A 23,347-nucleotide genomic window follows, 5' to 3' on the forward strand; every position below is an offset into this window, starting at 1 on the left:
GTGACCGGTCCGACCAGCCCCGTCAGCCCGACCGACCCAGCCGACCTCGCGACCCCCGCCGCGAAGCAGCTGATCGACGGAAGGCTCGTCGACGCCTCCGACGGCGGTTCCTACCCGATCATCGACCCGGCCACCGGGCGTGAGATCGGCCGAGCTCCGGACGGCACGGCCGCGGACGTCGACGCCGCTGTGACGGCCGCCCGACGGGCCTTCGACGAGACCGACTGGTCGGTGAATGTCGACCTGCGGGTGCGCTGCCTGCGGCAACTGCACCGGGCTCTGATCGACCACGCCGAGGAGTTCCGGGCGCTGACCCGCGCGGAGGTCGGGATGCCTGCGGTGCTGATGGCCGCCGCCGGTTTCGACGTCCCTGTCGAGGGTCTCGCGTGGGTCACGGACCTCGCCGCGGCGTACGACTTCGAGACCGACCTGGGGGTCGCCGAGCCGATGGGGATCCCTTCGCGCCGGACCGTACGCCGCGAACCGGTCGGGGTGGTCGCGGCCATCACCCCGTGGAACGTCCCGACCCAGATCAATCTCGCCAAGATCGGCCCTGCGTTGGCCGCCGGCTGCACGGTGGTGCTGAAGCCGGCCCCGGAGACCCCCTGGGTCGCCTGCGAGCTGGGTCGTCTGGTCGCCGAGCACACCGATCTCCCCGCCGGGGTGCTGAACATCGTGACCCCACGCTCCAACGAGGTGGCCTCGGGGCTGTCGACCGATCCGCGCATCGACATGGTGTCCTTCACCGGCTCCACCGAGGTGGGCAAGGCGCTCATGGCCGCCGCTGCGTCAACCCTGAAGCGGGTCTTCCTCGAGCTCGGCGGCAAGTCCGCTGCGATCGCCCTCGACGACTCCGATGTGAGCGCGGTGGCCGGCGCTGCCGCGTTCGCCGCCTGCATCCACGCCGGCCAGGGATGCGCGATCACCACCCGGCTGGTCGTCCCCCGGGCGGAGTACGACCGGGCGGTGCAGGTGGCCGCCGCGACCATGGAGTCCATCGGGGCTCGGGATCCCAGCGATCCGGGCTCCGTGTGTGGGCCGGTGATCTCGCGGGTCCAGCGCGACCGGGTCGAGGCCTACCTGCGGCTCGCGGTCGAGGAGGGCGGCACCTTCGCCACCGGTGGCGCGATCATCGAGCGGGAGGGCTTCTGGGTGCAACCCACCGTCGTCGCCGGACTCGACAACACCTCACGCGTCGCGCAGGAGGAGATCTTCGGTCCCGTGCTCGTGGTGATCGCTCACGACGGTGACGACGACGCGGTGCGGATCGCCAACGACTCGGCGTACGGGCTCTCGGGGTCGGTCGACTCCGGATCCCTGGAGCGGGCGAAGGCGGTGGCGGCCCGGATCCGCGCCGGCACGCTCTCGGTCAACGGCGGGGTCTGGTTCAGCCCCGACGCACCCTTCGGCGGTTACAAGCAGTCGGGGATCGGGCGCGAGATGGGGGTGGCCGGCTTCGAGGAGTACCTCGAGACCAAGACCATCGCGGAGCCCGCCTGATGCGCGTCGGTTTCGTGGGGCTCGGCGCCATCGGTCGACCGATGGCGCTGCGTCTGGTCGCACAGGGGATCGATCTGTCGGTGTACGACGTCGCGCCCGAACCCCTGGTCGCCCTCCAGGCGGCTGGCGCCACCATGGCCGACTCGGTCGGCGAACTCGCCGCGGCGGTCGACGTGCTGTGTGTGATGGTCCGAGACGACGACCAGGTGCGCGAGGTCCTGGACCGGGCCCTCGCCTCATCCCGTCCCGGGCTGGTCATCGCGGTGCATTCGACCGTCGCCCCGGAGACGCCGCGAGAGTTGGAGCTCATCGCGGCCGAGCGCGGCGTACTCCTCGTGGACGCTCCGGTCTCCGGTGGTGCGATGGGGGCGGCCGACGGTTCGCTGGCGATCCTCGTCGGCGGTTCCGAGGCGGGGTTCACTGCGGCCCGTCCGGCCCTCCAGGCGATGGGCTCCCAGGTGCTGCACGTCGGCCCGATCGGATCCGGCACGGCCATGAAGCTGGCCCGCAACCTGATGCACTTCGTCGCCTTCACCGCCGCCACCGAGGCCCAGCGGTTGGCCGAGGCCGCCGGGCTCGACCTGAAAGTCCTGGGCGACGTGGTGCGTCATACCGACGCGATCACCGGCGGCCCCGGAGCGATCATGCACCGGGAGACCACCGCTCCGCTCGACCCCGACGACTTCTGGTTCGGGGTGTTCTCCCACGTGCGCGACCTGGGCGAGAAGGACCTGCGCTTCGCGACCGATCTGGCCGACCGGCTGGGGGTCGAGGTGCCGCTGGCCGAACTCGCCCTCGCCCGACTGGGGCCCGGGCTGGGGTTGCCTCCGACCACCGATGCACCACCAACGAAGGAGCAGTGATGGGTCAGTTCGACGACCTTCCCGAGACCCGCCGCCGAGGCCTGGAGAAGATGGAGGCGATCTACGGCTTCGACCTGACCGACGGCGCCGGCGACTTCTTCGCCTACACCGCCGACCACCTCTTCGCCGACATCTGGACCCGTCCGGGATTGACCGACCGCGACCGCCGTTTGCTGTTGATCGGCCTGCTCGCCGGGCAGGGTGCCGCGGACGTGCTGGGTCTGCAGATTCCGGCGGCGTACGCCAACGGGGAACTCACTGAGGAAGAACTGCGCGAGATCGTGATCTTCCTCAGCCACTACGCCGGTTGGCCCCAGGGCGCCCGCTTGAACTCGATCGTCGAGGACACCCTCGCGAAGGCGAAGCGCGCCGCTGGCGGGGCAACCCGGTGACGACGCCCGAGCAGGGGCGACCGGCGTACGGCGGCCTCTTCCAACTCTCCGACCTCAGCGACGCCGACGTGGACGCGATCTACGACCTCTACGTGCCGCTGACCGAGGACGTCCGTGAACTGGTCGACCTCACGATCCGTTCCGAGGTCGGTGACGAGGAGGTCGCCCGGGCTCGTGAGCATCTGCGGGCGGCCGCCGAGATCCTGCGCGATCGGACGCGTCCGGGGCCGGCCGGGGTTCAGTACAACGCCACCGGACGCAGTTGGCAGTGGGGCAACGCGGTCGTCGGCCAGCGCAACGCCATCGCCCCGCCGATGGTGGTGGAGCGACACCAGGACGGGACGACCTCGGCACGGCTGACCCTGAGTCCCGCCTACGAGGGACCCCCCACCCTGGTGCACGGCGGGGTGAGTGCACTGCTGCTCGACCATCTGATGGGGGTCACCGCCTCCGCGATGAAGAAACTGACGATGACCGGCACCCTCACGCTGCGCTACACCCGGCCGCTTCCCCTCGGTGAGGTGTGGCTCGCCGGACGTGTCGTCTCCGACACCGGACGGAAGGTCACGGTGACCGCCGAGATCGGTGGAGTGGACGGTGCTGCTGTGGAGGCCGAGGGTCTGTTCATCGTGCCGCGGTGGGCGGTCGAGGAGTAATTCCGGCTCAGACCGGGCCGGGGCGCTCGGGCACGCCCAGCCACACCAGGGCCGCTGGGGCCTCGGCCGGAACGGCGGGTGACCCCGGCGCCACCGGGTCGAGACGTACGTAGGCCGCCCCGATGGCTGGCCGAGGATCCTCATCGCCCCGGTTCGGCCACAGCGCGACCGCCCGTTCTGCCATAGCGGTGATGGTCAGCGAGGGATTGACGCCCAGGTTCGCCCCGATGGTCGACCCGTCGATGATGTGCAACCCGGGGTAGGCGTACACCCGGTGATAGGGGTCGACGACCCCCGAGTCGGCACTGTCTCCGATGACGGCGCCCCCGACGTAGTGAGCGGTGGCAGGGGTGCCCACCAGGTCGCTGGCCAGTGAGGTCGCGTCGCCGTCGACCTTCGCCGCCAACCGTCGTACGACGTCGTGGGCCAGCGGAATCCACGACGGGTTCGGGGTGCCGCCACCCACCCGGGTGCGCAGTTTGCCGCGTCGCAGGTAGGAGGTGAGGGAGTTGTCCAACGACTGCATCACCAGCAGGCTCACCGTGCGGGAGGAGGAGTTCTTCAGGCGCCGGGTGCGCAGGAAGGCTCCGGGGCCGCGGACCTGCTCCACGATGAAGCGGCGCACCCGTCCGGGTCCGCCGTCGACCAGCGGGACGTTCATCGCGGCGGCCTTGTCCTGCATCTCGTTGGAGCGGACCAACTCGACGTGGGTGTGCGGCTCGGGGTGGAAGGAGGAGGTGATCGCTACACCCTGGGCGAAGCCCTGGGGCTCGCGGGCCAGCACGTTGACGATCGATTCGGAGTTCGAGCGGGCCAGTTCGCCCAGGCGCGGAGAGAGGTCGGGCAGCGACCCGTTCGCACGCAGTTGGTGCAGTAGCTGCTGGGTTCCGCGGGCGGCCGCCGCGAAGACGACCTGGTCGGCGGTGAAGGTCCCCGCGTCCTGCTTGCCGCGGCCCGGCCGTCGGGTGCGGACGGCGTACCCACCTTCGGGACGGGGCCGGACGTCGGTGACCTCGGTCAGCGCGTGCACCTCGGCTCCGGCCTGTTCAGCCAGGTAGAGATAGTTCTTCGGCAGGGTGTTCTTGGCGTTGAAGGGGCAGCCCGACGTGCAGCGCGCGCAGTGAACACACGCCTTGCGGACAGGACCGGCTCCGCCGAAGAACGGGTCGGGGATGTCGCGACCGGGTTCGTTCTCGTCGAACAACACCCCGACGTCAGTGGCCTGGAAGGTGTCCTCGACGCCCAGGTCCGCAGCGACCTCGCGCAGCAGATCGTCGACCGGCCACAACCGTGGGTTCGTGGTCACCCCGAGCATCCGGCGCGCCTGGTCGTAGTACGTCGCCAACTCCGAGCGCCAGTCGGTGATGTGTCCCCACGAGGGGTCGGTGAAGAAGGCGTCGTGGGGTTCGTAGAGCGTGTTGGCGTAGATCAGAGAACCACCCCCGACCCCGACCGCGCTGAACAGCGAGATCTCCCCGAGCATGCTCATCCGCATCGGTCCGAACATGCCCAGGCGGGGCGCCCACAACATGTCCTGGGAGGTCTGGGTCTCGAAGTCCTCGTCGGCCCAGCGTCGCCCGGCCTCGAGGATCCCGACCCGGTATCCCTTCTCGCTCAACCGCAGCGCCGTGACGCTGCCACCGAATCCGGATCCGACGACGAGCACGTCGTAGTGAGGGGCCATGGCGAGACGCTAGCCGGGAAGGTTCGGGAGGACTAGCGTGAATCGTCTACGACCAAAAGGAGTCACGACCATGCGCCTCAATCCCTATCTCACCTTCCAGGGTCAAGCCCAAGAAGCCATGGAGTTCTACCACTCGGTCCTCGGCGGCGAGTTCATCGTGATGAAGTACGCCGACATGGGCGGGCTCGGTATGCCCGAGGACCAGCACCATCTGGTGATGCATGCCGACCTCCTGGTCAACGACAGCGTCAGCCTCATGGGGTCGGACATGCCCGGCTCCGACCAGGCGAACGGACCGATCACGGTCAGTGGCGACGAAGACACCGTGCTCCGCGGCTGGTGGGATGGCCTGGCCGCCGACGGCACGATCAAGGACCCGCTCGAGGCAGCGCCCTGGGGTGACTTCTTCGGTCAGCTGACCGACCGGTTCGGGATCCACTGGATGTTCAACATCGCCGGCCCGGGCCAGTAACCCGGTAGTCCTTCTGGTCTGACCGGGCCGACCGTCCAGGGCGCCGTCCCTGAGCGGTAGGGCCGGACGACGCGTACATTCTGCGAGTGCAGATCCGCGGCCTGGTGGCCGACACCCGACCGCTGAAGAACGAACACTTCCGGCGACTGTGGCGCGCCAACATCATCACGGTCATCGGGGCTCAGCTGACCGTGGTGGCGGTGCCGGCGCAGATCTACGGGGCAACCGGCTCCTCGGCGTACGTCGGGCTGACGGGGGTCTTCGGTCTCGTCCCGCTCGTGGTGTTCGGCCTGTACGGCGGGGCGCTGGCCGACGTGTTCGATCGACGTACCCTCCTGATCGGCTCGACCGTCGGGCTGATCGTGACCAGCGCGCTGTTCTGGGCCCAGGCCGCGGCCGGCGGAACCAACGTCTGGCTCCTGTTGAGCCTGTTCTCCGTGCAGCAGGCCTTCTTCGCGATCAACCAGCCCGCTCGCAGCGCGATCGTGCCCAAACTGGTGGAACCCGCGCTGCTGCCGGCCGCCAACTCGCTGAACATGACGGTCTTCCAGGCCGGGGCGATCGCCGGGCCGTTGATCGCAGGGGTGCTGATCCCGTTCATCGGGTTCCAGTGGCTGTACCTCATCGACACGTTCACCCTGTTCGCCACGCTGTCGGCCGTGATCCGCCTGCCCCGGTTGCCGGTGGAGGGTGCGGCCACGGGGACACCGGGGTTCCGGTCGGTCGTCGAGGGGCTGAACTATCTGCGCACCCAGCCGGTGCTGCTGATGTCGTTCGTGGTCGACCTGATCGCCATGGTCTTCGGGATGCCGCGCGCGCTGTTCCCCGAGATCGCCGCCGAGAGCTTCCGCGGCCCGGAGGCCGGTGGCCTGGCCTTCGCGCTGCTCTTCGCCGCCATCCCGATCGGCGCCGTGATCGGCGGGGTGTTGTCGGGGTGGGTCTCGCACGTCTCCGCCCACGGGAAGGCCGTGGTCATCTGCATCCTGGTCTGGGGGGTCGCGATGATCGGTTTCGGCCTCGCGGTGGGCCTCGCGTCACGGTGGCCCACGGTGATGCTGGGGGTCGCGGTGCTCATGTTGACCGTCGGCGGAGCGGCCGACATGGCCAGCGCGGCCTTCCGGATGAGCATGCTCCAGGCGGCGGCGTCCGACGCGGTGCGCGGTCGGCTCCAGGGCATCTTCCTCGTCGTGGTCGCCGGTGGCCCCCGGGTGGCCGACGTGGTCCACGGCGCGAGCGCGGCCATGGTCGGTACGGCGACCGCGGCGGCTGGCGGCGGGGTGCTGGTGGTGATCGGGACGGTGGTCGCTGCGCTCGTCGTACCCTCCTTCGTGCGGTACCGCGTCACGACGACCACCATCGATCCACGTCAGGGGTAACCTCGGCAAGGTGAGGATTCTCGTGGCGTCGTTGCTGCTCATCGCGCTGAGCGCCTGCGGTCTCGGAGGGTCCTCGGGGGATGGCGCGAGCCCGAGCCCGGAGGCGCAGTCAAGACCTCCGAGCGCTTCCCCGCCCGGTGCGGATGAGTCGGACCCCGAGGAGCCCCCACGAGACGAACCCAGCTCCTGCGCGGAGGTCCGCGCCGGCATCGACGCCTTCAACCAGGGCGACCTCGAGGAGACCGTGTCCCGGTTCGAGGAGGCACTCCCGCTGGCCGAGACGGCCGCGGAGGAGGAGCCATCGCGTCTGGCCGATGACCTGCTCGAGGCGGTGGAGTACTACGCCGAGTTGCCCGCCGAGGACTACCCGGCCGCGGTGGAGACCCCGGATTTTGAAAAGTACAAGCAGATCACCCTCAGTCAGTGTGCGGGTGAGGGTCAGATGGCCTCCCCCGACGAGCCGGAACTGGAGGTCTGAGGACGATGGCGAACTGGTCGCGGTCCCTTCAGGTCAACGCCCCGGCGGCAGCCGCCTGGGAGCAACTGGTCGACACCACCCACTGGTCCTCATGGGGTCCTTCGGTGACCGGCGCACGCGTCGACGGCGGTCCGGGCTCGCGGATCGGGCCCGGCGCGACGGGGGCGGTGCGTACCCCGGTCGGGGTGTGGATCCCCTACACCGTGACCCAGTGGACCGAGGAGCCCGACGAGCTTCGCTGGGGGTGGCGCGTGGCCGGCGTACCCGCGACGGGGCATTGGGTCCGACCGACCGGAGCCGACTCCTGCGAGGTCGGGATGGACGTCCCGGTGTGGGCGCCGGCGTACCTCGCGATCATCGAGGTGGCGCTTCGGCGGATCCGTCGATCGGCCGAATCGGTACGCTGAGGCCCATGCCTGACGCAGAGATCGTGGTTCGCGGCTTCCTGACCCTGCTCGAGGACGGTGCTGCCGAGCAGGCCGTCGCGCTCCTGGCCGAGGACGTCGAGTGGCGCAACACGGGTCTGCCCACGGTCCGCGGGAAGAAGCGCGTCGGCGGTCTGCTGCGCGACATGGAGAAGCGCCGCATCGGGTTCGAGGCGCGCCTCACCCACGTCGCGACCACCGGCAACGTCGTCCTGACCGACCGCATCGACGTCATCAAGCTCGGCCGGTTCGCCAACGAGTTCTGGGTCTGCGGCACCTTCGAGGTCCGCGACGGCCTCATCACCCTGTGGGACGACCACTTCAGCCTGGCCAACTTCACCAAGGGCGCCGCGATGGGCGTCCTGCGCGCCATCGTCCCCGGCAAACGTTAACCACGAAGTTCGCGAGATGGGGACACGAAGTACGGCACATGGGGACACGAAGTACGCCGAATGGGGCGTCGACATCGGTAGCACCGGCTCTCGCGGCCCCATTTCACGAACTTCGGCGCCCCATCTGACGAACTTCGTGGTCAACGGGTGAGGGAGAGCAGGCGGTCGTCGCCAGGGTCGGGGTCGCCGCGGCCGTCGGTGTTGGAGGTCGCGAGCACGAGGGCGGAACCATCGGCGGTGGGCTCGACATTGCGCAACCGGCCGTACTCCCCGGTCAGATGAGCAACCGGCTCACCGGCACCGGGTCCCTCTGCGGCGTCGTCGAGCGGGATCTCCCAGAGGGTCGCGCCGCGTAGCCCCGCCATCCACAGGCTGCCGTCCCAGAACCCGAGCCCGGCCGGGGAAGCGTCCTCGGTCCGCCAGACGGCGACCGGGTCGACGTAGTCGTCGCCGCCGCCGGATCCCTCGACCTCGGGCCAGCCGTAGTTGTTGCCGGCCTCGATCAGGTTCAACTCGTCCCACCGGCTGTCCCCGAACTCCGAGGCCCAGAGCCGGCCCTGGTCGTCGAAGGCCAAGCCCTCGACGTTGCGGTGACCCCACGTATAGACGGCGGAGTCGAAGGGGTTGCCGGGGGCGGCATCGCCGTCCTGGGTCAGGCGCAGGATCTTGCCGCCCAGGGACTCTCGGTCCTGGGCCAGCTCCGGGCTGACCCCGGTCTCGCCGGTGCCGACGTAGAGCAGGTCGTCGGGCCCGAGCTCGAGACCGCCGCCCTCGTGACGGTTCCCGTCACCGATCGGAATGCCGTCGAAGATGACGTCGGGTGCGCCCAGCGTCGTACCGTCCCAGGTCATCGAGACGATCCGGTTGTCGTTCTCCGCCGTGTAGTAGGCGAAGACGGTGCTCTCGTCCGGGGTGGCGATCAGCCCGAGCAGCCCAGCCTCACCGGCGGGGCGGGCCTCCTCGATGGTGGCCACGACCTCGGAGGTGCCATCGGAGAGCACATGCACGATGTCGGTGGTGTCGCGCTCACTGACCAGCACCGACCCGTCCCCGAGGGTGACCAGACCCCAGGGGCTGGTGAGATCGGTGGCCAAGTCGGTGGCGTTCAGCTCGGCGGCGGGAGCCGAGTCGACGTCCGCGGTCGTCGTACCGTCGCTCGGTTCGTTGTCCGCGCCCGATCCACCCGCGCATCCGGAGAGGACGAGCGCGGCGAGGGCCAGGGGAAGCAGGGAACGCACCATGCCCCCAAGCGTGGCAACCCGCTCCAAGGTCACCGAGTCGGCGCTAGTTGCACACGACGCGCCGACTGGGGCCGAATCCGGCGTCAAGTTGCGCCGACTCACGGGTCATTCGGTGACGGTGATGCCCTTCCAGAAGGCGACGTGTCCGTCGATCTCGGCGGCCGCGGGCTTGGGGGTGAAGTACTGGAAGACCGAGTCGGCGTTGGTCTGGCCGTCGACCTCGAGGTCGAAGTACGACGCGGTGCCCTTCCACCCACACACCGTCGTCTTGTCCGACGGCTTGAGGACGCCGTCGACCACGGAGTTCAACGGGAAGTAGTGATTGCCCTCCACCACGACGGTCTGGTCGCTCTCGGCGATGGTCTGGCCGTTCCACACTGCGCGCATCGGTGCTCCTCGTAGGTCGATCCAGTGGTTGAGTGACGTCATGCTCCGCGCGTTCGTGACCCTGTGTCTGTTCTGGTCGGTCGCGGCGTGCTCGAGCACTGCGTCTCCTCAGGGGAACCCCACACCCACCCCGGATGTTCCGAGCGCGTCCGCGCCACTGACCGGTACGCCGTCCTCCACCCCGGACCCGACGGTCGAGCCGACGCCCCAGCCGACCCTCGAGCCCGCCCCGGAGACCACACCCGAGCCAACCCCGCCGACTCCGCCGCTGCTGGGGATCGACGTCTCCCACCACCAGGGATCCATCGACTGGGCGGCCGTCAGCCGCGATCGGGTGGACTTCGCCTACCTCAAGGCGACCGAGGGCCGCACCTTCACCGACCCCCGCTTCGCGGCCAACAGCCGGGCGGCCGACTCGGCCGGGTTGCGGGTCGGGGCCTATCACTACTTCAGCCTGTGCTCAGCGGGCGGCGAGCAGGGCCAGCACTTCGCCGCCACGATGGCCGCCCAGACCGATGCCGGCGTACGCCTCGCCCTGCCTCCGGCTGTCGACCTGGAGCTGCTCGGCTCCTGCACCGGCCCGCCGGCGCGCGAGGAGTTGCTCGCCGAGGTCCGCGCCTTCCTCGAAGTCGTGGAGCAAGCCACCGGGCAACGCGTGGTCGTCTACTCCTTCCCCGATTTCGAGGAGCGCTACGGATTCGCCGACGACCTCGACCGTCGCCAGTGGGTACGCCGACTCGGGGACCAGCCTCCCGGCCGCAAGTGGTGGTTGTGGCAGCGCAGCCAGACCGCCTCGGTCAGCGGAGTCGACGGACCGGTCGACCTCAACGTTCTGCGCTCTCGAGGCTGACCGGTTCGGGCTGTTCGGCCTTCGCCGAGGCGTAGAGCCGGAACAAGAAGTACGCCACGACGGCACACAGCAGATGCCACGCCGCGTGCCCCTGCAGCAGGGAATCGGGGTCGCACCAGCGCGACTTGGAGAGGTTCCAGATCGTGAACGCGATCAGGATCGCGCCCAGTGCGGCTGCGCCGTACCGCAGGTCGGTGCGTTCGACGCCGCGCCGCCACAGCACCACTTCGAGGACGACCGCCACCACCAACAGGGTGCCGAAAGCGAGGTTTCCCGTGGACATCACCACCGGAATCTCTCGCCCGGCCCCGGCCGCCTCCACGAGCTCGCAACCGGCCACGAGGAGGAGTCCCACCTGGACGAACGTCAGCGTCGACTGACCCAACAGTCGCATCACGGCGTACGCCGTAGCGAAGGAGGCGATGAGGTACATGCTGAGCAGGTCGAGGTGGCCACCGAGGGAGGACTGGGTGGCGTGCATCGCCGCGCTGGCCGGGCCGAGCAGCACCAGGACGACGGCGTACACCGTGGGCAGACCGGGGTGTTGCGGCAAGGTGTCGCCCAGGTCGGAACGGCGTCCGGCACGCCAGGCGACCATCAGGCCAGCGACGACGAACCCGGCGTTGGACAGGCTGTTGGCGGGCTGCTTGAGCAGTCCCGCTCGAGCCGCCTCACAGAAGTTCGCGCCTCGTCCCACGTCCTCGCCCAGCCACCCCTGGCTGACCGCGAGCAGGAGGAGACCCACCGAGGTCACCGCGACTGTGGTCGTCCATCGCAGCGGGCGCAGGTCACGGGGTGGGAGCACCGACCCAGCATCGCGGCCGCCCGCCTTTCGCTCAACCCCCGAGATGCATGAGGCGGATGGGACCGGTGAGGCGGCTGAAGTCTCGAGTGCGGAGTTTTCCACAGATCCGAGTCGGAGGGGGGTGCCATTTCCCGCGCCACAACTTAGGCTCCCGAGTTGTACGGAGAACGTTTCTTTCGGGGGAAACCATGCACATCTCGGGTGGTACGCCGCGGCGTCGCGGCAGCGGGTCAGCAGATGGCTGACGACGAAACGCGCCTGCGCGCGACGACCGACGGCACGCCGGCCCTGCCTGTCCTGACCGATGAGGAATGGGCGCAGCGCCAACCCCGTCGCCGTCGGAGGGCCGGTCGAGGGGCCCGGCCCCGAGGCCGACGACCGCTGCTGATCAGGCTCGGCCACCGCGCCGTACTCGTGACGGCCTCCGCAACGATCGGTGTCAGCGCCGCGATCCTGGTCGTGCACGCCTACGACGCGGGCGACCGGACCTCCCCGAAGTCCGCTTCAGCCCAGGCGGAAGCCGAAGCGGCAGGGACTCCTATCGCCCCGAACCCCCTTGAGGCCCCGCCGGCCGCGACGATCCCCGACCCACCGGGGCCCTCCGACACCGACGAGATCTCCGTGAGACTCGCAGCGCAGACCATCCTGCCCGGGGCCTCCTTCGCGCCACGGGCGATCGAGTCCGTGCGCCCGCGTGCCGGGATCGCCGAACTCCGCTTGACCCTGACAGTTCGGCGGGCGGTGTCGGCAAAGGTCATCCTCGAGGCGGACGGGTCGGTCCTCCGCCGCCGAACCATCCGGGTCAGGGAGGCAGGTGCGAAGAGCGTCCGCTTCGTCGACCTGCCCGCCGGAGATGTGCAGTGGAGGGTTGACGTGCCCGGTGAGCGCGCCGAGCGTGGTCGGGCCACCATCGCGGCGCCACCAGCGGTCACCGCGCCCTCGGGTCAGCCGAACGGCTCATCCGTCCCGGCCTCCGAGCCAACCCCCGAGCCAACCCCCGTGACCGACTCATCGCCGGCCGCGACTAGCCCGCCCCGGCCCGCGCCGCCCAAGCCCGACAAACCCCCACCCAAGGGCACCGGCGGGACGGGTGGAGGACCTCCGGGTCCTCGCGACCCCGACGACGACGGGCCCGGTCCCATCGATCCCGATGATCTGTGACTCACGCGTCACCTCAACAGCGCACCAGTACCTACTCGGAAGGCAGTTCCTCATGAATCGATCAACACCCGCCACTCGGATGGCTGTCGTTGCGGCGCTCGGGGCACTGGTGGGCGCCAGCCTCTCTGTGTCCCCGGCGGAAGCAAGTCGTCCGACCGACCGGCCCTGGTCCGGTTTCCGCATCGCCCAGGACAACACCGCCGCGACCCCGTGGGTCGGGGCTCGCAAGCTCAGCAAGCGAGTGGTCTACCGCATCGATCCTCGCGCCGCCCGCGAGTCCGGACCCCGCTTCGGACCGGTGAAGAAGGTCGCCAAGCTCTCCGGCCAGGGCCGCAAGGTGTCGGCGGGTCGCTTCGCCACCAGCCGCGCGGCGTACATCCTCGCGAAGTACGGCACGGTCAAGTTCGACGTCCAGTCCGCCGCTGTCGATGCCTCGCTCCTGCACCTCCTCGAGGGTGGGAAGTACCGCCTGAGCCGAGCCAAGGGGAAGAACCGCATCCTGCGCACCGGGCGCCCCTGGGCCGTGAAGCGAATGGCCCGCTCCCTGGTCGGAGAGTCGGCTCGGTACGCCGGGCCTTACCTGGTCACCTCCGCCCAACGTGGCACCGCCGTACCCGGGGGTGAAGCGCAGATCCTCGTCTCCGTGACGGCTCAGCGTTCCGGGGCGGGGATGGAGGGCTTGCCCTTGACAGTGCGGAGTCAGGGAGCCACCCGAACCGCAGACACCGACGGATCCGGCCAGGCCCTCGTCTCCATTCCGACGCCAAAGGCAGGCACTCACCGGGTCGACACGAAGGTCAACCGCGTTCCCAACACCCGGTTGCTCGTGCGCAAGCCAGTCAGGAAGGCCGCGTCCCGGGTCGCTGTGGCTGGCGTGAAGCGCTCGTTGCGGAGCGTCGGAACGGTAGAAGTGACCGCCGGCAGTCCCAAGGTGCGCGTGTTCGTCACACGGAACAGAACTCAGGTCGGCAAGGCCCCGAAGGGAACCTTCACGGTGACCGGCAGCGTGGGAGACGACGCTCGGCAGGTCACGATCGAACGGATCGGGCCTTTTGCCAGGGGCTCCCAGGCCAAGTGTCGCAGCGGAGCATCGCCCTATGACAAGTTCACCACCCGCACGATCTCAGCGGACGGCACCTACTCACTGCCCCGGTGGAACCTCAAGGCCGAGGGCTACTACATGCACTCGGTCACCGTCGGCGCCAATGACGCCAACCCCAAGGCCACCACCTGTGGGGCCAAGGTCCATGCCGTCAAACCCTGACGTCGAGGCCGGATCCGGTTCTCGGCTCCCCATCTGACGAACCTCGGCTTCCCATTTGGCGAACTTCGACGCCCCATTCGGCGAACTTCGTGGAGAGACGCCAGGCCAGGACACCGGCGAGGAGGGAGAACAGGGTGGCCAGGAGGGGGATGCGGTACTCCAGCAGCGGGTAGATCTGCCAGTGCACGAGGTAGATCCACAAGGAGGCTCCCGCCAGCAGACCCGCCAGGCGGCCGACGATGACCGGCACCCGGAGCTGGGTGACCCAGACCAGCAGGAGCATCCCGATCACCACGTAGGCGTTGCGCTCGAAACCGGAGAAGAACCCCGGCACCGAGGCCACCAGCAGCACCGAGAGCAGCACCCGGTGACCCAACCGGTCGGCCTTCGCGGTCGCCCAACCGAGGGCGAAGAGCCAGAAGATCACGTGGGCGCGATGGATCTCGTCCTCACCACCGAGCGAGACCACGCCGTAGCGGGTCAGCAGTCCGGCGACCGCCAAGCCGAAGGGCAGACCGAACCGAAAACGGGCCTCGAGTCGGGCCACCCACGGAATGGCCAGCAGGGCCGCCATCGCGACGAGGGTGTAGACCAGCGACTCGATGAACCAGTAGTACCAACCGGGCTCGGACCAGGTCGAGGTGGTCAGCGAGTTCACCAGCAGGATCTGACGCCAACCCAGCCCCTCGGTGTACAGGGAGACGGTGCCGATGACCAGCGCTGAGGGGACGACGATCCGCCCGATGCTGCGCAGCATCCGCGCCAGTCGGGGCCGACCCGCCACCCCGGTCACCTGGAAGCGGCCGAAGTTGAACCCGACGATCCCCAGGAGAAGGTGGGCGCCGCCCAGCATGGTCAGGAGGTTGGCGTGGGTGCCGACGATGCTGATGATGGCGAAGGCGCGCAGGAGCACGTTGGTCTCCACCGGAGTCCCCCATCGCCGGCGGGTCGACCGCGGGGGCTCGGCGAGGAGGTCGGCGATGGTCCGGGTCGGCCAATTGGCCGGCAACCGACCGAGCGCGGCCTCGAGCTGGAGGGAGCACTCGACGTAGGACAGGGAGTCTCCGCCGAGCCCCACGAAGGAGTCGCTCTCGGTGGCGGGTCGGCCGAGCAGGCGGGAGTAGAGGTGGGTGAGGTCCGCTGCGGTGGTTTCGAGGCTCGTCGCTGGCGCTCCTCGCACCTCAACCAACGTGTGGGCCGTCGCTGGCGCTCCTCGCACCTCAACCAGCGCGGAGTAGTCGACCTTGCCGGACGCCAACCGTGGCAGGTCGTCCAGGGCGAGCACGACGACACCGGCAGCAGGTAGGCCGAACTCCTCGGAGATCAGCCGGCGCACCCGCCCCTCGTCCACCGGGCGCGCCGCCGAGCAGGCGGCCACCACGAGCCGGTCCCCGCCGTCCGCGGCGGCGACCACCACGCCTCTCGCTGCGAGCGTGCGCTCGACCAGGTCCAGGTCCACCCGGAGCCCGAAGACCTTGGCCACCCGGCTGGAGCGACCCACGATCTCGAACAGGCCGTCCTCGCGTCGGCGCGCCAGGTCCCCGGTGCGCAGGGAGTCGATCTCGCGCCCTCGCGCCAGGTCGGCCGCGTTCTCGGCGTACCCGAGCATCACGTTGGGTCCGAAGTAGACCAGTTCGCCGGTGGCGTCCTCGATCTCGAAACGACCACCCGCGATCGGGGTCCCGATCGCGTCGGGGGCGGCTGCCGCGAGGTCGGGAGGCAGGTAGGCCATCCGGGCGGTGGCCTCGGTCTGGCCGTACATCACGAAGAAGTCGAAGCCGTTGCGCTGACCCCGGGCCGCCCACCGGCGTACGTCCTCCGGGGCCATCCGGCCGCCCGCCTGGGTGGTGTAGCGCAGCCGCGGCAGGTCGCGCTCGGCCCAGCCGGACCGCTCGAGCAGGTCGAAGGTGTGGGGGACACCGGCGAAGGAGGTCGCGCCGGCCTCCTCGAACTCCTCCCAGAAGCATGTGCTGGCCACGGACCGGTCGGTGAGCAGGACCCCGGCACCGGCGAGCAGGTGGCTGTGCAGCACCGACAGTCCGTAGCAGTAGTGCAGCGGGAGGGTCGTGGCTGCGAGGTCGTCGGGTCGCAGGGCGAGGTACTCGGCGATCGATCGGGCGTTGGCCAACAGGTTCTCGCGCGACAACCTGACCAACTTGGCCGATCCGGTGGTGCCCGAGGTCGACAACAACAACGCCAGGTCGGGGTGCAGGTCGTGCGCCGTGCCGGTACGACGCTCGGTGATCTCGGCACCCGACGCCACCACGTCGACGTCGAACCGATCGATCAGGGCCGGTGACCGGTCGGGGCCGGTCAGCAGCACCGGGTGCCCGCCGGCCAGTGCACCGAGGTAGGTGATGACCGTGTCCGCATCGTTGGTCGCCTCGATCAACACGAGACGTCGCGTGCTGCCCAGCCGGTCGCGCACCTGGCTGACGCGGCGGGCCAGATCGACGTAAGACAGGGCTCCGTCGGGGACCGATCCACCCACCAGGGCCGTGCGCGGACCGTGCCGACGCAGCGCGGACACCACCCCCTCGTCGAGGGAGGGGGCAGAGTGCGGGGGCACCACCGGGGAGTCGAGATCAGGCACAGACGCTATAGTAAAGGTAAGCCTTACCTACACATCAACTCCCGAATGCTCAGGAGCCTTCCCCATGCCTTCCCCCCGTTCCCGGATGCGTCTGCTCGCGGGCGCCACCGGAGCCGTCCTCGGCCTCTCCCTGCTGACCGCCTGCGGCGACGACGGTCCCTCCCTGGTCATCTACAACGCTCAGCACGAGCAGTTGATCGACGAGGTCGCCAAGCAGTTCACCGAGGACACCGGCATCGAGTTGCAGATGCGCGACGGGTCCGACCTGGAACTGGCCAACCAGATCGTCGCCGAGGGCGACGCTTCCCCGGCGGACGTCTTCCTCACCGAGAACTCCCCCGGCATGTCCCTGGTCGACAGCAAGGGGTTGCTCGCCTCGCTGGACCAGGGCACCTTGGACATGATCCCCGCGGAGTACCGCCCCACCGACGGTGACTGGACCGGGTTCGCGGCTCGCTCGACGGTGATGGTCTACAACACCGACACCATGACCGAGGCCGACATGCCCGAGTCGCTGCTCGACCTGGCCGACCCGGAGTGGAAGGACCGCATCTCCTTCTCTCCCACCGGCGCCGACTTCCAGGCCATCGTCAGCGCTGTGCTGGCCACCGAGGGCGAAGACGCCACCCGCGAGTGGCTGGCCGGCCTGAAGGAGAACGGCACGATCTACGACGGCAACAACGTCGTGCTCAAGTCGGTCAACTCCGGTGAGGTCGACGCCGGCGTGATCTACCACTACTACTGGTACCGCGACCAGGAGGAGAGTGGCGCCGACTCCGACAACTCGGCCCTGCACTTCTTCGGCGACCAGGACCCCGGCGCATTCCTCAGCGTCTCCGGAGCCGGCGTTCTCGCCAGCAGCGACGACGCAGCGGACGCCCAGAAGTTCGTCGAGTACCTCACCTCCCCCGCCGGGCAACAGATCATCGCCGACAGCTACGCCCTCGAGTACACCCTCAACCCCGAGGTCCCCCTCGACCGTGACGTGATGCCGTTGGCCGACCTCGAGCCGCCCACCGTTGACGTGGCGAGCCTCAATGGTCCCCAGGTGGTCGACCTGATGGAGGAAGCCGGCTTCCTGTGAGCCTGCTCGAACGAACGCGCCACACCCCCGTGGATCTGACGGAGGAACCCGGGAACCGCATCCGCCGGGAGCACCACGGTCTACCGCCCCTGTTCCTGGCCCTCGCCGGGATCACCGTCGCGCTGATGACCCTCGTGCCCCTGGGGTACGTCGTGGTCTCGGCCGTCGACCTCGGTCCCGGGGCGGCGTACGACGTCCTGGTGCGCCCCCGGGTCGGCACGTTGCTGACCAACACCCTGACCCTGCTGGTCGGCGTGGTCGCGCTCAGCACGACGCTCGGGGTGGCGGCCGCGTGGCTCGTCGAGCGGACCGACATCCCCCTGCGTGGTCTGTGGCGGGTGCTGTTCGTCGCGCCGCTGGCCGTCCCCGCGTTCGTGAACTCCTACGCCTGGGTCTCGCTCACGCCGTCGGTCCAGAGCTACGCCGGCGCCCTGTTCATCGTCAGCCTGTCCTACTTCCCCCTGGTCTACCTGCCGACGCTCGCAGCCTTCCGCACCCTGGACCCGTCCCTGGAGGAGGTGGCCCTGTCCCTGGGCCACGGACCCTGGGCGACCTTCCGCCAGATCACCCTGCGGGGGGTCCGACCGGCCATCCTCGGCGGCGCGCTCCTGGTCGGCATGCACGTCCTGGCCGAGTTCGGCGCCCTGCGGATGCTGAACTACCCGACGCTGACCACCGGGATCTACGACCAGTACCGCTCGGCCTTCAACTCCGCTCCCGCCAACATCCTGTCCGGCGTTCTCCTCCTGCTCTGCCTGATCCTGCTGATGATCGAGTTGCGGCTGCGCGGCGACGCGGCGCTCTGGCGGGTCGGCAGCGGCACCGTCCGCCCGGCCACACTGCTGAGCCTGGGCCGCCTCACGGCGCCCGCGATCATCGCCGCCCTGCTGGTCGTCACCCTCTCCTTAGGGGTCCCCCTGGCCAGCCTCACCAAGTGGTTGTTGGTCGGCACCTCGACCGCCTTCCCGCTGGGGGAGTTGGGCTCCGCCGCCCTCACCACCGTCACCTTCGGGGCCGCCGCCGCCGTGGTCACCGTCATCCTGGCCCTGCCCGTGGTCTGGCTCGCGGTGCGCCACCGCGGCCCGATCAGCACCGTGGTCGAACGCTCCACCTTCGCCGCCCACGCCCTGCCCGGGATCGTGGTCGGCCTCGCTCTGGTCTCGATCGCAGCCCGGAACCTTCCCTGGATCTACCAGACCGCACCGTTGCTGATCCTCGGGTACGCCATCTTGTTCCTGCCCCGCGCCGTGGTCAGCGCACGGTCGAGTCTGGAGCACGCCGCGCCGGTGCTCGAGGACGTGTCGGCTTCCCTGGGACTGAGCCGACCTGCCACCCTGTGGCGGGTGACCCTGCCGATGATCCGCTCCGGCCTCGGCGCCGGGGCAGCCCTGGTGTTCCTGGCCGTCTCCACCGAGCTGACCGCCACGCTGCTGCTCTCCCCGATCGGGACGACCACCCTGGCCACCGAGTTCTGGTCCAAGTCGTCCTCGGTGCAGTACGGCGCCGCCGCGCCCTACGCCCTCCTGCTGATCCTGGTCTCGGTGCCCGCGACCTGGATGCTCAGCCGTCAGGTGTCGCGCGCATGACCGGCCATCCCACCGGCAACCCCACTGGCAATTCCGTCTCCCTGCGCGGACTGTCCCGGAGCTTCGGATCCCTCAAGGTGCTCGACGAGGTCGACCTCGATGTCGCCCCCGGCGAGATCATGGCCGTCCTGGGGCCCTCCGGCTGCGGCAAGACGACGATGCTGCGCATCCTGGCCGGGTTCTTGGACCCCGACGCCGGATCGGTCTCCGTCGACGGATCGGTCGTGGCCACCCACGAGAAGCAGGTCCCGCCCCAGAAACGGCGGATCGGCTACGTCCCGCAGGAAGGTGCGCTCTTCCCGCACCTGACCGTGCGCGGCAACATCCTGTTCGGCCTGCCCCGCAAGGACCGCACCGAGGCCCGGCTCGCGGAGATGCTGGATCTGGCCAACCTGCCCCCCGCGGTCGCCGACGCCTCGCCGCACCAACTGTCCGGCGGGCAACAGCAGCGGGTGGCGCTGGCCCGTGCCCTGGCACCTCGACCGGGCGTCGTCCTCCTCGATGAGCCCTTCTCCTCCCTCGACGCCGCCTTGCGCACCTCGACCGGCCAGGACGTGGTGCGAGTCCTGCGGGCCGCCGGCACGACCGCGGTCCTAGTGACCCACGACCAGGGAGAGGCGCTGTCCCTCTCGGACCGGGTCGCGGTCATGCGCGGCGGGAAGATCGCCCAGGTCTCCCACCCCGCCGACCTGTACGCCGCCCCGGCCGACACCGACGTAGCCTCCTTCGTCGGCGGCGCCACGGTGCTGCCCGCCAGGATCACCAACGGTCGCGTCGAGTGCGGGCTGGGAAGCCTCACCGTGTCGCCGGCGTACGACGTCGCCGCCAACGAGGGCCGCGACGTCACCATCGTGATCCGTCCCGAACAGATCGACCTCGTCGACGACGCGACGCTGCCCCAGGCCACGGTCGAGGAGGTGGGCTTCTTCGGCCCCTACTCCTCGGTGCGACTGCGTTCGGGCTCCATCGGGCTGACCGCCCGGGACACCGGCGGGGTGGTGCGCAAGGTCGGCGACGTCCTGGGCGTCGCCGTGCTCGGGTCGGTATCGGTCTACTGAGGATCGGTTATTTCTACAACTTGTAGAACAGCCCTCCGTCCCGGTACCTTCTGCCTCATGACCCGTCTGCGACGCACGACCGCTGTACTGGCCTCTCTCGCTCTGGCCGGCACTCTTGCCGCCTGCGGCAGCGACGCCTCCACCGAGGAGGGGTCCGACATGCCCGACATGAACGACTCCGCCGGCGCAGGTGACGGCATGGACGGCATGGACATGTCGGAGGCGAACCAGCCCGACGCGACCCCGGCCGACGAGGTGGACGGAGAGGTCACCGAGGGCACCTTCACCCTCCTCGACACCGCTCCTCCGGGCAGCGACGACGTCGCCGGCCAGGCCTGGCTGGCCCAGAACGACGACGGCACCACGGTGACCATCCGTCTCAGTGGCCTCGAACCGGGCGTCGAGTACGTCTCGCACCTGCACGCCCAGTCGTGCAGCGAGGACAACGGTGGTCCGCACTTCGCCTTCGATCCCGAGGGCGAGGAGGTGCCCCCGAACGAGGTGCACCTCGGGTTCACCGCGAGCGATGACGGCACGGGCGAGGCAACCGTGACCAATGACCGTCGGGTCGAGGACCTGGCTCCCTCCGCGATCGTCCACCCCGCCGACTCGATGGACAACCGCCTCGTATGCGCCGACTTCAGCTCCTGAGGGCCTCCCTCACCACGCTGGTCACCACCCTGTTCCTCGGGGCGGTGATGGGCCTGTTCGCGCCCGCCGCCCTTGCTCACGGCGACCTCGTCGACGGGAGCCCCGGCCCTGGTGACTCGTTGGCCCCGGGCGGAGTCGTGGTCGCGCTCGAGTTCGACGATCTCGCCGAGGAGGGTCGGGCTCTGATCGCCATCCTCGACGCTGGCGGTGACCCGATCGCCGTCGGGCCCGCGCAGACGACCGCGGACGCGACCGCTGTGTGCGCGACCACCGGCCCCCTGGAACCGGGGGTCCACACGCTGGAGTATTCCGCCACCAGCGACGACGGGGACCTGATCCGCGGGAAGTACTCCTTCGAGGTCGTCGCCGGCGGCGAGCGCCCGGACAACGACCTCACCGCCGCCTGTTCCGACCTGTCGCTGGACTCTCCGGGCGAGGCTCAGACACTCGACGAGATGGGCACCGGTGGCTTCCCTGCGTTCCTGCCCTACCTGCTCGGAGCGCTGCTCGTCATCGCCCTGGCCCTGGTCGTACGCCGCATCCGCACCGACCGGGCGTTGGAGAACGAGTCCTCATCCAGCCACGGGCAGGCGAACAGCGAAGGTGCTCCCGACCCCGAGGTCTGAGTCCACCCGGATTCGGCCACCGTGCCGCTCCACGATCCTGGCCACGATGGCCAGTCCCAGCCCGGTCCCCGGGCGCGCGCGAGCCTCCGGGTCGTCTGAGCGGTGGAACTCCTCGAACAGGTGGTTCTGTTCATTGACCGAGATCCCCAGCCCATGATCGACGACCGTGAACTCCACCGCGTCGGCCGCGGCCGACAGGCTGACGCGCACCTGGGTGCCGGGCTCGCTGAATTTGACGGCGTTCGAAACGAGATTGACCATCATCCGCTCGAGCCCCTCCCGGTTCCCGTGGAAGCTGATGTCCGCCTCGACGTTCTCGAAGCAGACGACCACCCCGGATCGCTGGGCCTGGATCTCCACCAGGGACTCCAACGACAGCACCATCGCGGTCAGGTCGACCAGGACGGCGTGGAGTTCGGTGCGCGGGTCGCGCAATCGACTCAGTGTCAGCATGTTCTGGACCAGACCGAGCATGCGATCGACGTTGAAGGCAATGGCCGAGGACGCGCGGTCCGCTACCTCCGGGTCGTCCTCCATCAGTTCGAGGTTCCCTCTGATCGAGGTCAGCGGGTTCTTCAGTTCGTGGACGACGGTGGCGATCATCTCGTTCTTGTGGGTGTCGATCTCCTCCAACTTCCGTAGGAGTTGTGTCTCGCGTTTGCGGGCCCGCGCCATGCTGATCGCCCGGCCCAACTCACGACCGACGTCAGAGGCGGCGTCCTCCTCGGTCGGGGTCCACTCACCGGCGCTCGCTCGCCGGGCCAGACTGACGAATCCCGCGCAGTGGTGGGCCGTCCCCACCGGGAACAGGATGAAGGTGTCCAGTTCGACCCCCCGAAGCCAGTCGAGGATCCGCTGACGGTCGCGACGCGTGAGCATCCCTCGGCTCGTGTCGTGCCCACAGTCGGTGACGACCACGGGCCGGCGTTGGTGCCAGCAGGCCTGCGCCAACTGCGCGGCAGCATCGAAGTCCTCCTGCGGCACCACCGGCCGTTCATCACCCGTCGCGGCCGGCGACGGACGCAACCAGTCGGTCAGATCCCGGGCGTAGTTGGCCGCCGCCCAACCCGCCTGCTCGTCGGAGAACAGCCTCAACCACGCCAACTCTGCCTGGAAGCCGACCCGGATCGGGGTCAGGCTGGCGTCCAGTACGACGTCTAGTTCGGAGGCCTCAGCCACCGCGTTGGTCACGCTGCTGATGACCTCGGTCAGCCGCACCCGCTGCTCGAGGCGCTCGCGCTCGCGGGCGTGGGCGATCGCCAAACCGATCTGGACGGCGTACATCTCCAGGCACTGCTGCTTGAGCAGACTCGGACGACGACGGTTCAGGGGCAGGTCGACGCTGAGGATGCCGAGCATCTCGCCGCTCTGATCGCGAAGAGGCGCGTAGAGCGCGTCGTCCGGGTGCCAGGCGTCGGGCACGTCCAAGGGCTCCTCGTCGGGGCGGAACACCACGACACCCGCCGGCACGGCGTACCGACCAGCTGGGACGAACCGCAGCGAACCCCAGGCGTCCGCGATGCTGAGCTCGCTCTCGAACTCGGCGCGGTCGTTGCGCGTCCCGTGGAGCAGTGCGGCACCCGGACCCACCGAGGTGACGGCTTCGTAGTCACCGCGTGGCGTAAGCAGATTGATGGTTGCGCTCTCGAAGCCGAGGGCTGCGGCGACTCCTTCCGCGGCGACCTGGAGGACCTCGGTGAGGTCCTGGCCCGAGTGCACGAGCATGACGACCCGATGGAGGTCGCGCAGCGCGCTGACTTCGGGGGAAGGTTCGGGAGTCATGGGGCTTTCCGGGGGACCAAG

Annotated in this window: 23 protein-coding genes; 17 read left to right on the forward strand and 6 right to left on the reverse strand. The window is 69.5% G+C overall.

Translation table 11 applies throughout. From position 1 onward, the window contains the following. The 4 genes from ACYVLV_RS15060 to ACYVLV_RS15075 are packed head-to-tail and all read left to right on the forward strand — an operon-like array spanning position 1 to position 3,411. Positions 1 to 1,500, forward strand: coding sequence for an aldehyde dehydrogenase (locus ACYVLV_RS15060; protein WP_460811202.1), 1,500 nt, complete (start codon positions 1 to 3; stop codon positions 1,498 to 1,500). Further along, entirely contained in the window at positions 1,383 to 2,363 is a 981-nt protein-coding gene (locus tag ACYVLV_RS15065; protein WP_460812212.1) for an NAD(P)-dependent oxidoreductase, read from the forward strand. Before ACYVLV_RS15060 ends, ACYVLV_RS15065 begins: the two co-directional genes overlap by 118 nt. Further along, on the forward strand, positions 2,363 to 2,755 hold the full coding sequence (locus ACYVLV_RS15070; protein ID WP_460811203.1) for a carboxymuconolactone decarboxylase family protein: 393 nt from the start codon (positions 2,363 to 2,365) through the stop codon (positions 2,753 to 2,755). Before ACYVLV_RS15065 ends, ACYVLV_RS15070 begins: the two co-directional genes overlap by 1 nt. After that, complete coding sequence (locus ACYVLV_RS15075; protein ID WP_460811204.1) at positions 2,752 to 3,411, forward strand: PaaI family thioesterase; 660 nt, start codon at positions 2,752 to 2,754, stop codon at positions 3,409 to 3,411. The genes ACYVLV_RS15070 and ACYVLV_RS15075 overlap by 4 nt, the downstream gene beginning before the upstream one ends. A 7-nt stretch (positions 3,412 to 3,418) precedes the next feature. Here ACYVLV_RS15075 and ACYVLV_RS15080 read toward each other — a convergent pair whose 3' ends face one another. After that, positions 3,419 to 5,095, reverse strand: a complete 1,677-nt coding sequence (locus ACYVLV_RS15080) for a GMC oxidoreductase (protein ID WP_460811205.1) — start codon at positions 5,093 to 5,095, stop codon at positions 3,419 to 3,421. 70 nt (positions 5,096 to 5,165) lie between these two features. Here ACYVLV_RS15080 and ACYVLV_RS15085 point away from each other — a divergent pair, with 70 nt between their 5' ends. The 5 genes from ACYVLV_RS15085 (at position 5,166) to ACYVLV_RS15105 (ending at position 8,238) form a co-directional block, all read left to right on the forward strand. Then, positions 5,166 to 5,567, forward strand: a complete 402-nt coding sequence (locus tag ACYVLV_RS15085; protein WP_460811206.1) for a VOC family protein — start codon at positions 5,166 to 5,168, stop codon at positions 5,565 to 5,567. An 86-nt stretch (positions 5,568 to 5,653) separates the two neighbouring features. After that, the gene (locus ACYVLV_RS15090) at positions 5,654 to 6,943 is read left to right on the forward strand and encodes an MFS transporter (protein WP_460811207.1); all 1,290 of its coding nucleotides are present in this window, start codon (positions 5,654 to 5,656) and stop codon (positions 6,941 to 6,943) included. Between the two features lie 10 nt (positions 6,944 to 6,953). Next, the gene (locus ACYVLV_RS15095; protein ID WP_460811208.1) at positions 6,954 to 7,421 is read left to right on the forward strand and encodes a hypothetical protein; all 468 of its coding nucleotides are present in this window, start codon (positions 6,954 to 6,956) and stop codon (positions 7,419 to 7,421) included. 5 nt (positions 7,422 to 7,426) lie between these two features. Beyond that, complete coding sequence (locus tag ACYVLV_RS15100; protein WP_460811209.1) at positions 7,427 to 7,828, forward strand: SRPBCC family protein; 402 nt, start codon at positions 7,427 to 7,429, stop codon at positions 7,826 to 7,828. A gap of 5 nt (positions 7,829 to 7,833) precedes the next feature. Further along, a complete protein-coding gene (locus tag ACYVLV_RS15105) occupies positions 7,834 to 8,238 on the forward strand; it encodes a limonene-1,2-epoxide hydrolase family protein (protein WP_460811210.1) in 405 nt (134 codons plus the stop codon). 140 nt (positions 8,239 to 8,378) lie between these two features. On the opposite strand, the gene ACYVLV_RS15110 is transcribed toward ACYVLV_RS15105, so the two are convergent. Both ACYVLV_RS15110 and ACYVLV_RS15115 read right to left on the reverse strand, forming a co-directional pair. Further along, on the reverse strand, positions 8,379 to 9,479 hold the full coding sequence (locus ACYVLV_RS15110) for a PQQ-dependent sugar dehydrogenase (RefSeq protein WP_460811211.1): 1,101 nt from the start codon (positions 9,477 to 9,479) through the stop codon (positions 8,379 to 8,381). A 105-nt stretch (positions 9,480 to 9,584) separates the two neighbouring features. Continuing rightward, on the reverse strand, positions 9,585 to 9,908 hold the full coding sequence (locus ACYVLV_RS15115; protein ID WP_460811212.1) for a DUF427 domain-containing protein: 324 nt from the start codon (positions 9,906 to 9,908) through the stop codon (positions 9,585 to 9,587). On the opposite strand from ACYVLV_RS15115, the gene ACYVLV_RS15120 reads away from it, so the two are divergent. After that, positions 9,907 to 10,716 carry a GH25 family lysozyme gene (locus tag ACYVLV_RS15120; RefSeq protein WP_460811213.1) on the forward strand — a complete coding sequence of 270 codons (810 nt, stop codon included), beginning with the start codon at positions 9,907 to 9,909 and terminating at the stop codon, positions 10,714 to 10,716. The genes ACYVLV_RS15115 and ACYVLV_RS15120 overlap by 2 nt on opposite strands. Here the strand turns inward: ACYVLV_RS15120 and ACYVLV_RS15125 are convergent. Next, positions 10,691 to 11,521, reverse strand: a complete 831-nt coding sequence (locus ACYVLV_RS15125; protein WP_460811214.1) for a ceramidase domain-containing protein — start codon at positions 11,519 to 11,521, stop codon at positions 10,691 to 10,693. The two genes, ACYVLV_RS15120 and ACYVLV_RS15125, sit on opposite strands and share 26 nt — an antisense overlap. 237 nt (positions 11,522 to 11,758) lie before the next feature. Here ACYVLV_RS15125 and ACYVLV_RS15130 point away from each other — a divergent pair, with 237 nt between their 5' ends. Next, positions 11,759 to 12,682 (forward strand): hypothetical protein, encoded by a 924-nt coding sequence (locus tag ACYVLV_RS15130; RefSeq protein ID WP_460811215.1) that lies wholly within the window; start codon positions 11,759 to 11,761, stop codon positions 12,680 to 12,682. Between the two features lie 52 nt (positions 12,683 to 12,734). Then, complete coding sequence (locus tag ACYVLV_RS15135) at positions 12,735 to 13,946, forward strand: hypothetical protein (protein ID WP_460811216.1); 1,212 nt, start codon at positions 12,735 to 12,737, stop codon at positions 13,944 to 13,946. On the opposite strand, the gene ACYVLV_RS15140 is transcribed toward ACYVLV_RS15135, so the two are convergent. Beyond that, positions 13,936 to 16,539, reverse strand: coding sequence for an AMP-binding protein (locus tag ACYVLV_RS15140; RefSeq protein ID WP_460811217.1), 2,604 nt, complete (start codon positions 16,537 to 16,539; stop codon positions 13,936 to 13,938). The two genes, ACYVLV_RS15135 and ACYVLV_RS15140, sit on opposite strands and share 11 nt — an antisense overlap. 64 nt (positions 16,540 to 16,603) lie before the next feature. On the opposite strand from ACYVLV_RS15140, the gene ACYVLV_RS15145 reads away from it, so the two are divergent. From ACYVLV_RS15145 to ACYVLV_RS15165, 5 genes are read left to right on the forward strand one after another with little or no spacing between them, the layout of a single operon-like run. Further along, positions 16,604 to 17,623 (forward strand): iron ABC transporter substrate-binding protein, encoded by a 1,020-nt coding sequence (locus ACYVLV_RS15145; protein WP_460811218.1) that lies wholly within the window; start codon positions 16,604 to 16,606, stop codon positions 17,621 to 17,623. Further along, entirely contained in the window at positions 17,620 to 19,209 is a 1,590-nt protein-coding gene (locus ACYVLV_RS15150; protein WP_460811219.1) for an ABC transporter permease, read from the forward strand. Before ACYVLV_RS15145 ends, ACYVLV_RS15150 begins: the two co-directional genes overlap by 4 nt. Further along, positions 19,206 to 20,267: an ABC transporter ATP-binding protein gene (locus tag ACYVLV_RS15155; protein ID WP_460811220.1), complete on the forward strand. Its 1,062-nt coding sequence runs from the start codon at positions 19,206 to 19,208 to the stop codon at positions 20,265 to 20,267. The genes ACYVLV_RS15150 and ACYVLV_RS15155 overlap by 4 nt, the downstream gene beginning before the upstream one ends. 57 nt (positions 20,268 to 20,324) lie before the next feature. After that, entirely contained in the window at positions 20,325 to 20,918 is a 594-nt protein-coding gene (locus tag ACYVLV_RS15160; protein ID WP_460811221.1) for a hypothetical protein, read from the forward strand. After that, positions 20,897 to 21,544 carry a copper resistance CopC family protein gene (locus ACYVLV_RS15165; protein WP_460811222.1) on the forward strand — a complete coding sequence of 216 codons (648 nt, stop codon included), beginning with the start codon at positions 20,897 to 20,899 and terminating at the stop codon, positions 21,542 to 21,544. The genes ACYVLV_RS15160 and ACYVLV_RS15165 overlap by 22 nt, the downstream gene beginning before the upstream one ends. Here ACYVLV_RS15165 and ACYVLV_RS15170 read toward each other — a convergent pair. Further along, positions 21,491 to 23,326: an ATP-binding protein gene (locus ACYVLV_RS15170; RefSeq protein WP_460811224.1), complete on the reverse strand. Its 1,836-nt coding sequence runs from the start codon at positions 23,324 to 23,326 to the stop codon at positions 21,491 to 21,493. The two genes, ACYVLV_RS15165 and ACYVLV_RS15170, sit on opposite strands and share 54 nt — an antisense overlap. Positions 23,327 to 23,347: the final 21 nt, after the last annotated feature.

The organism is Nocardioides salsibiostraticola, from assembly GCF_054783655.1.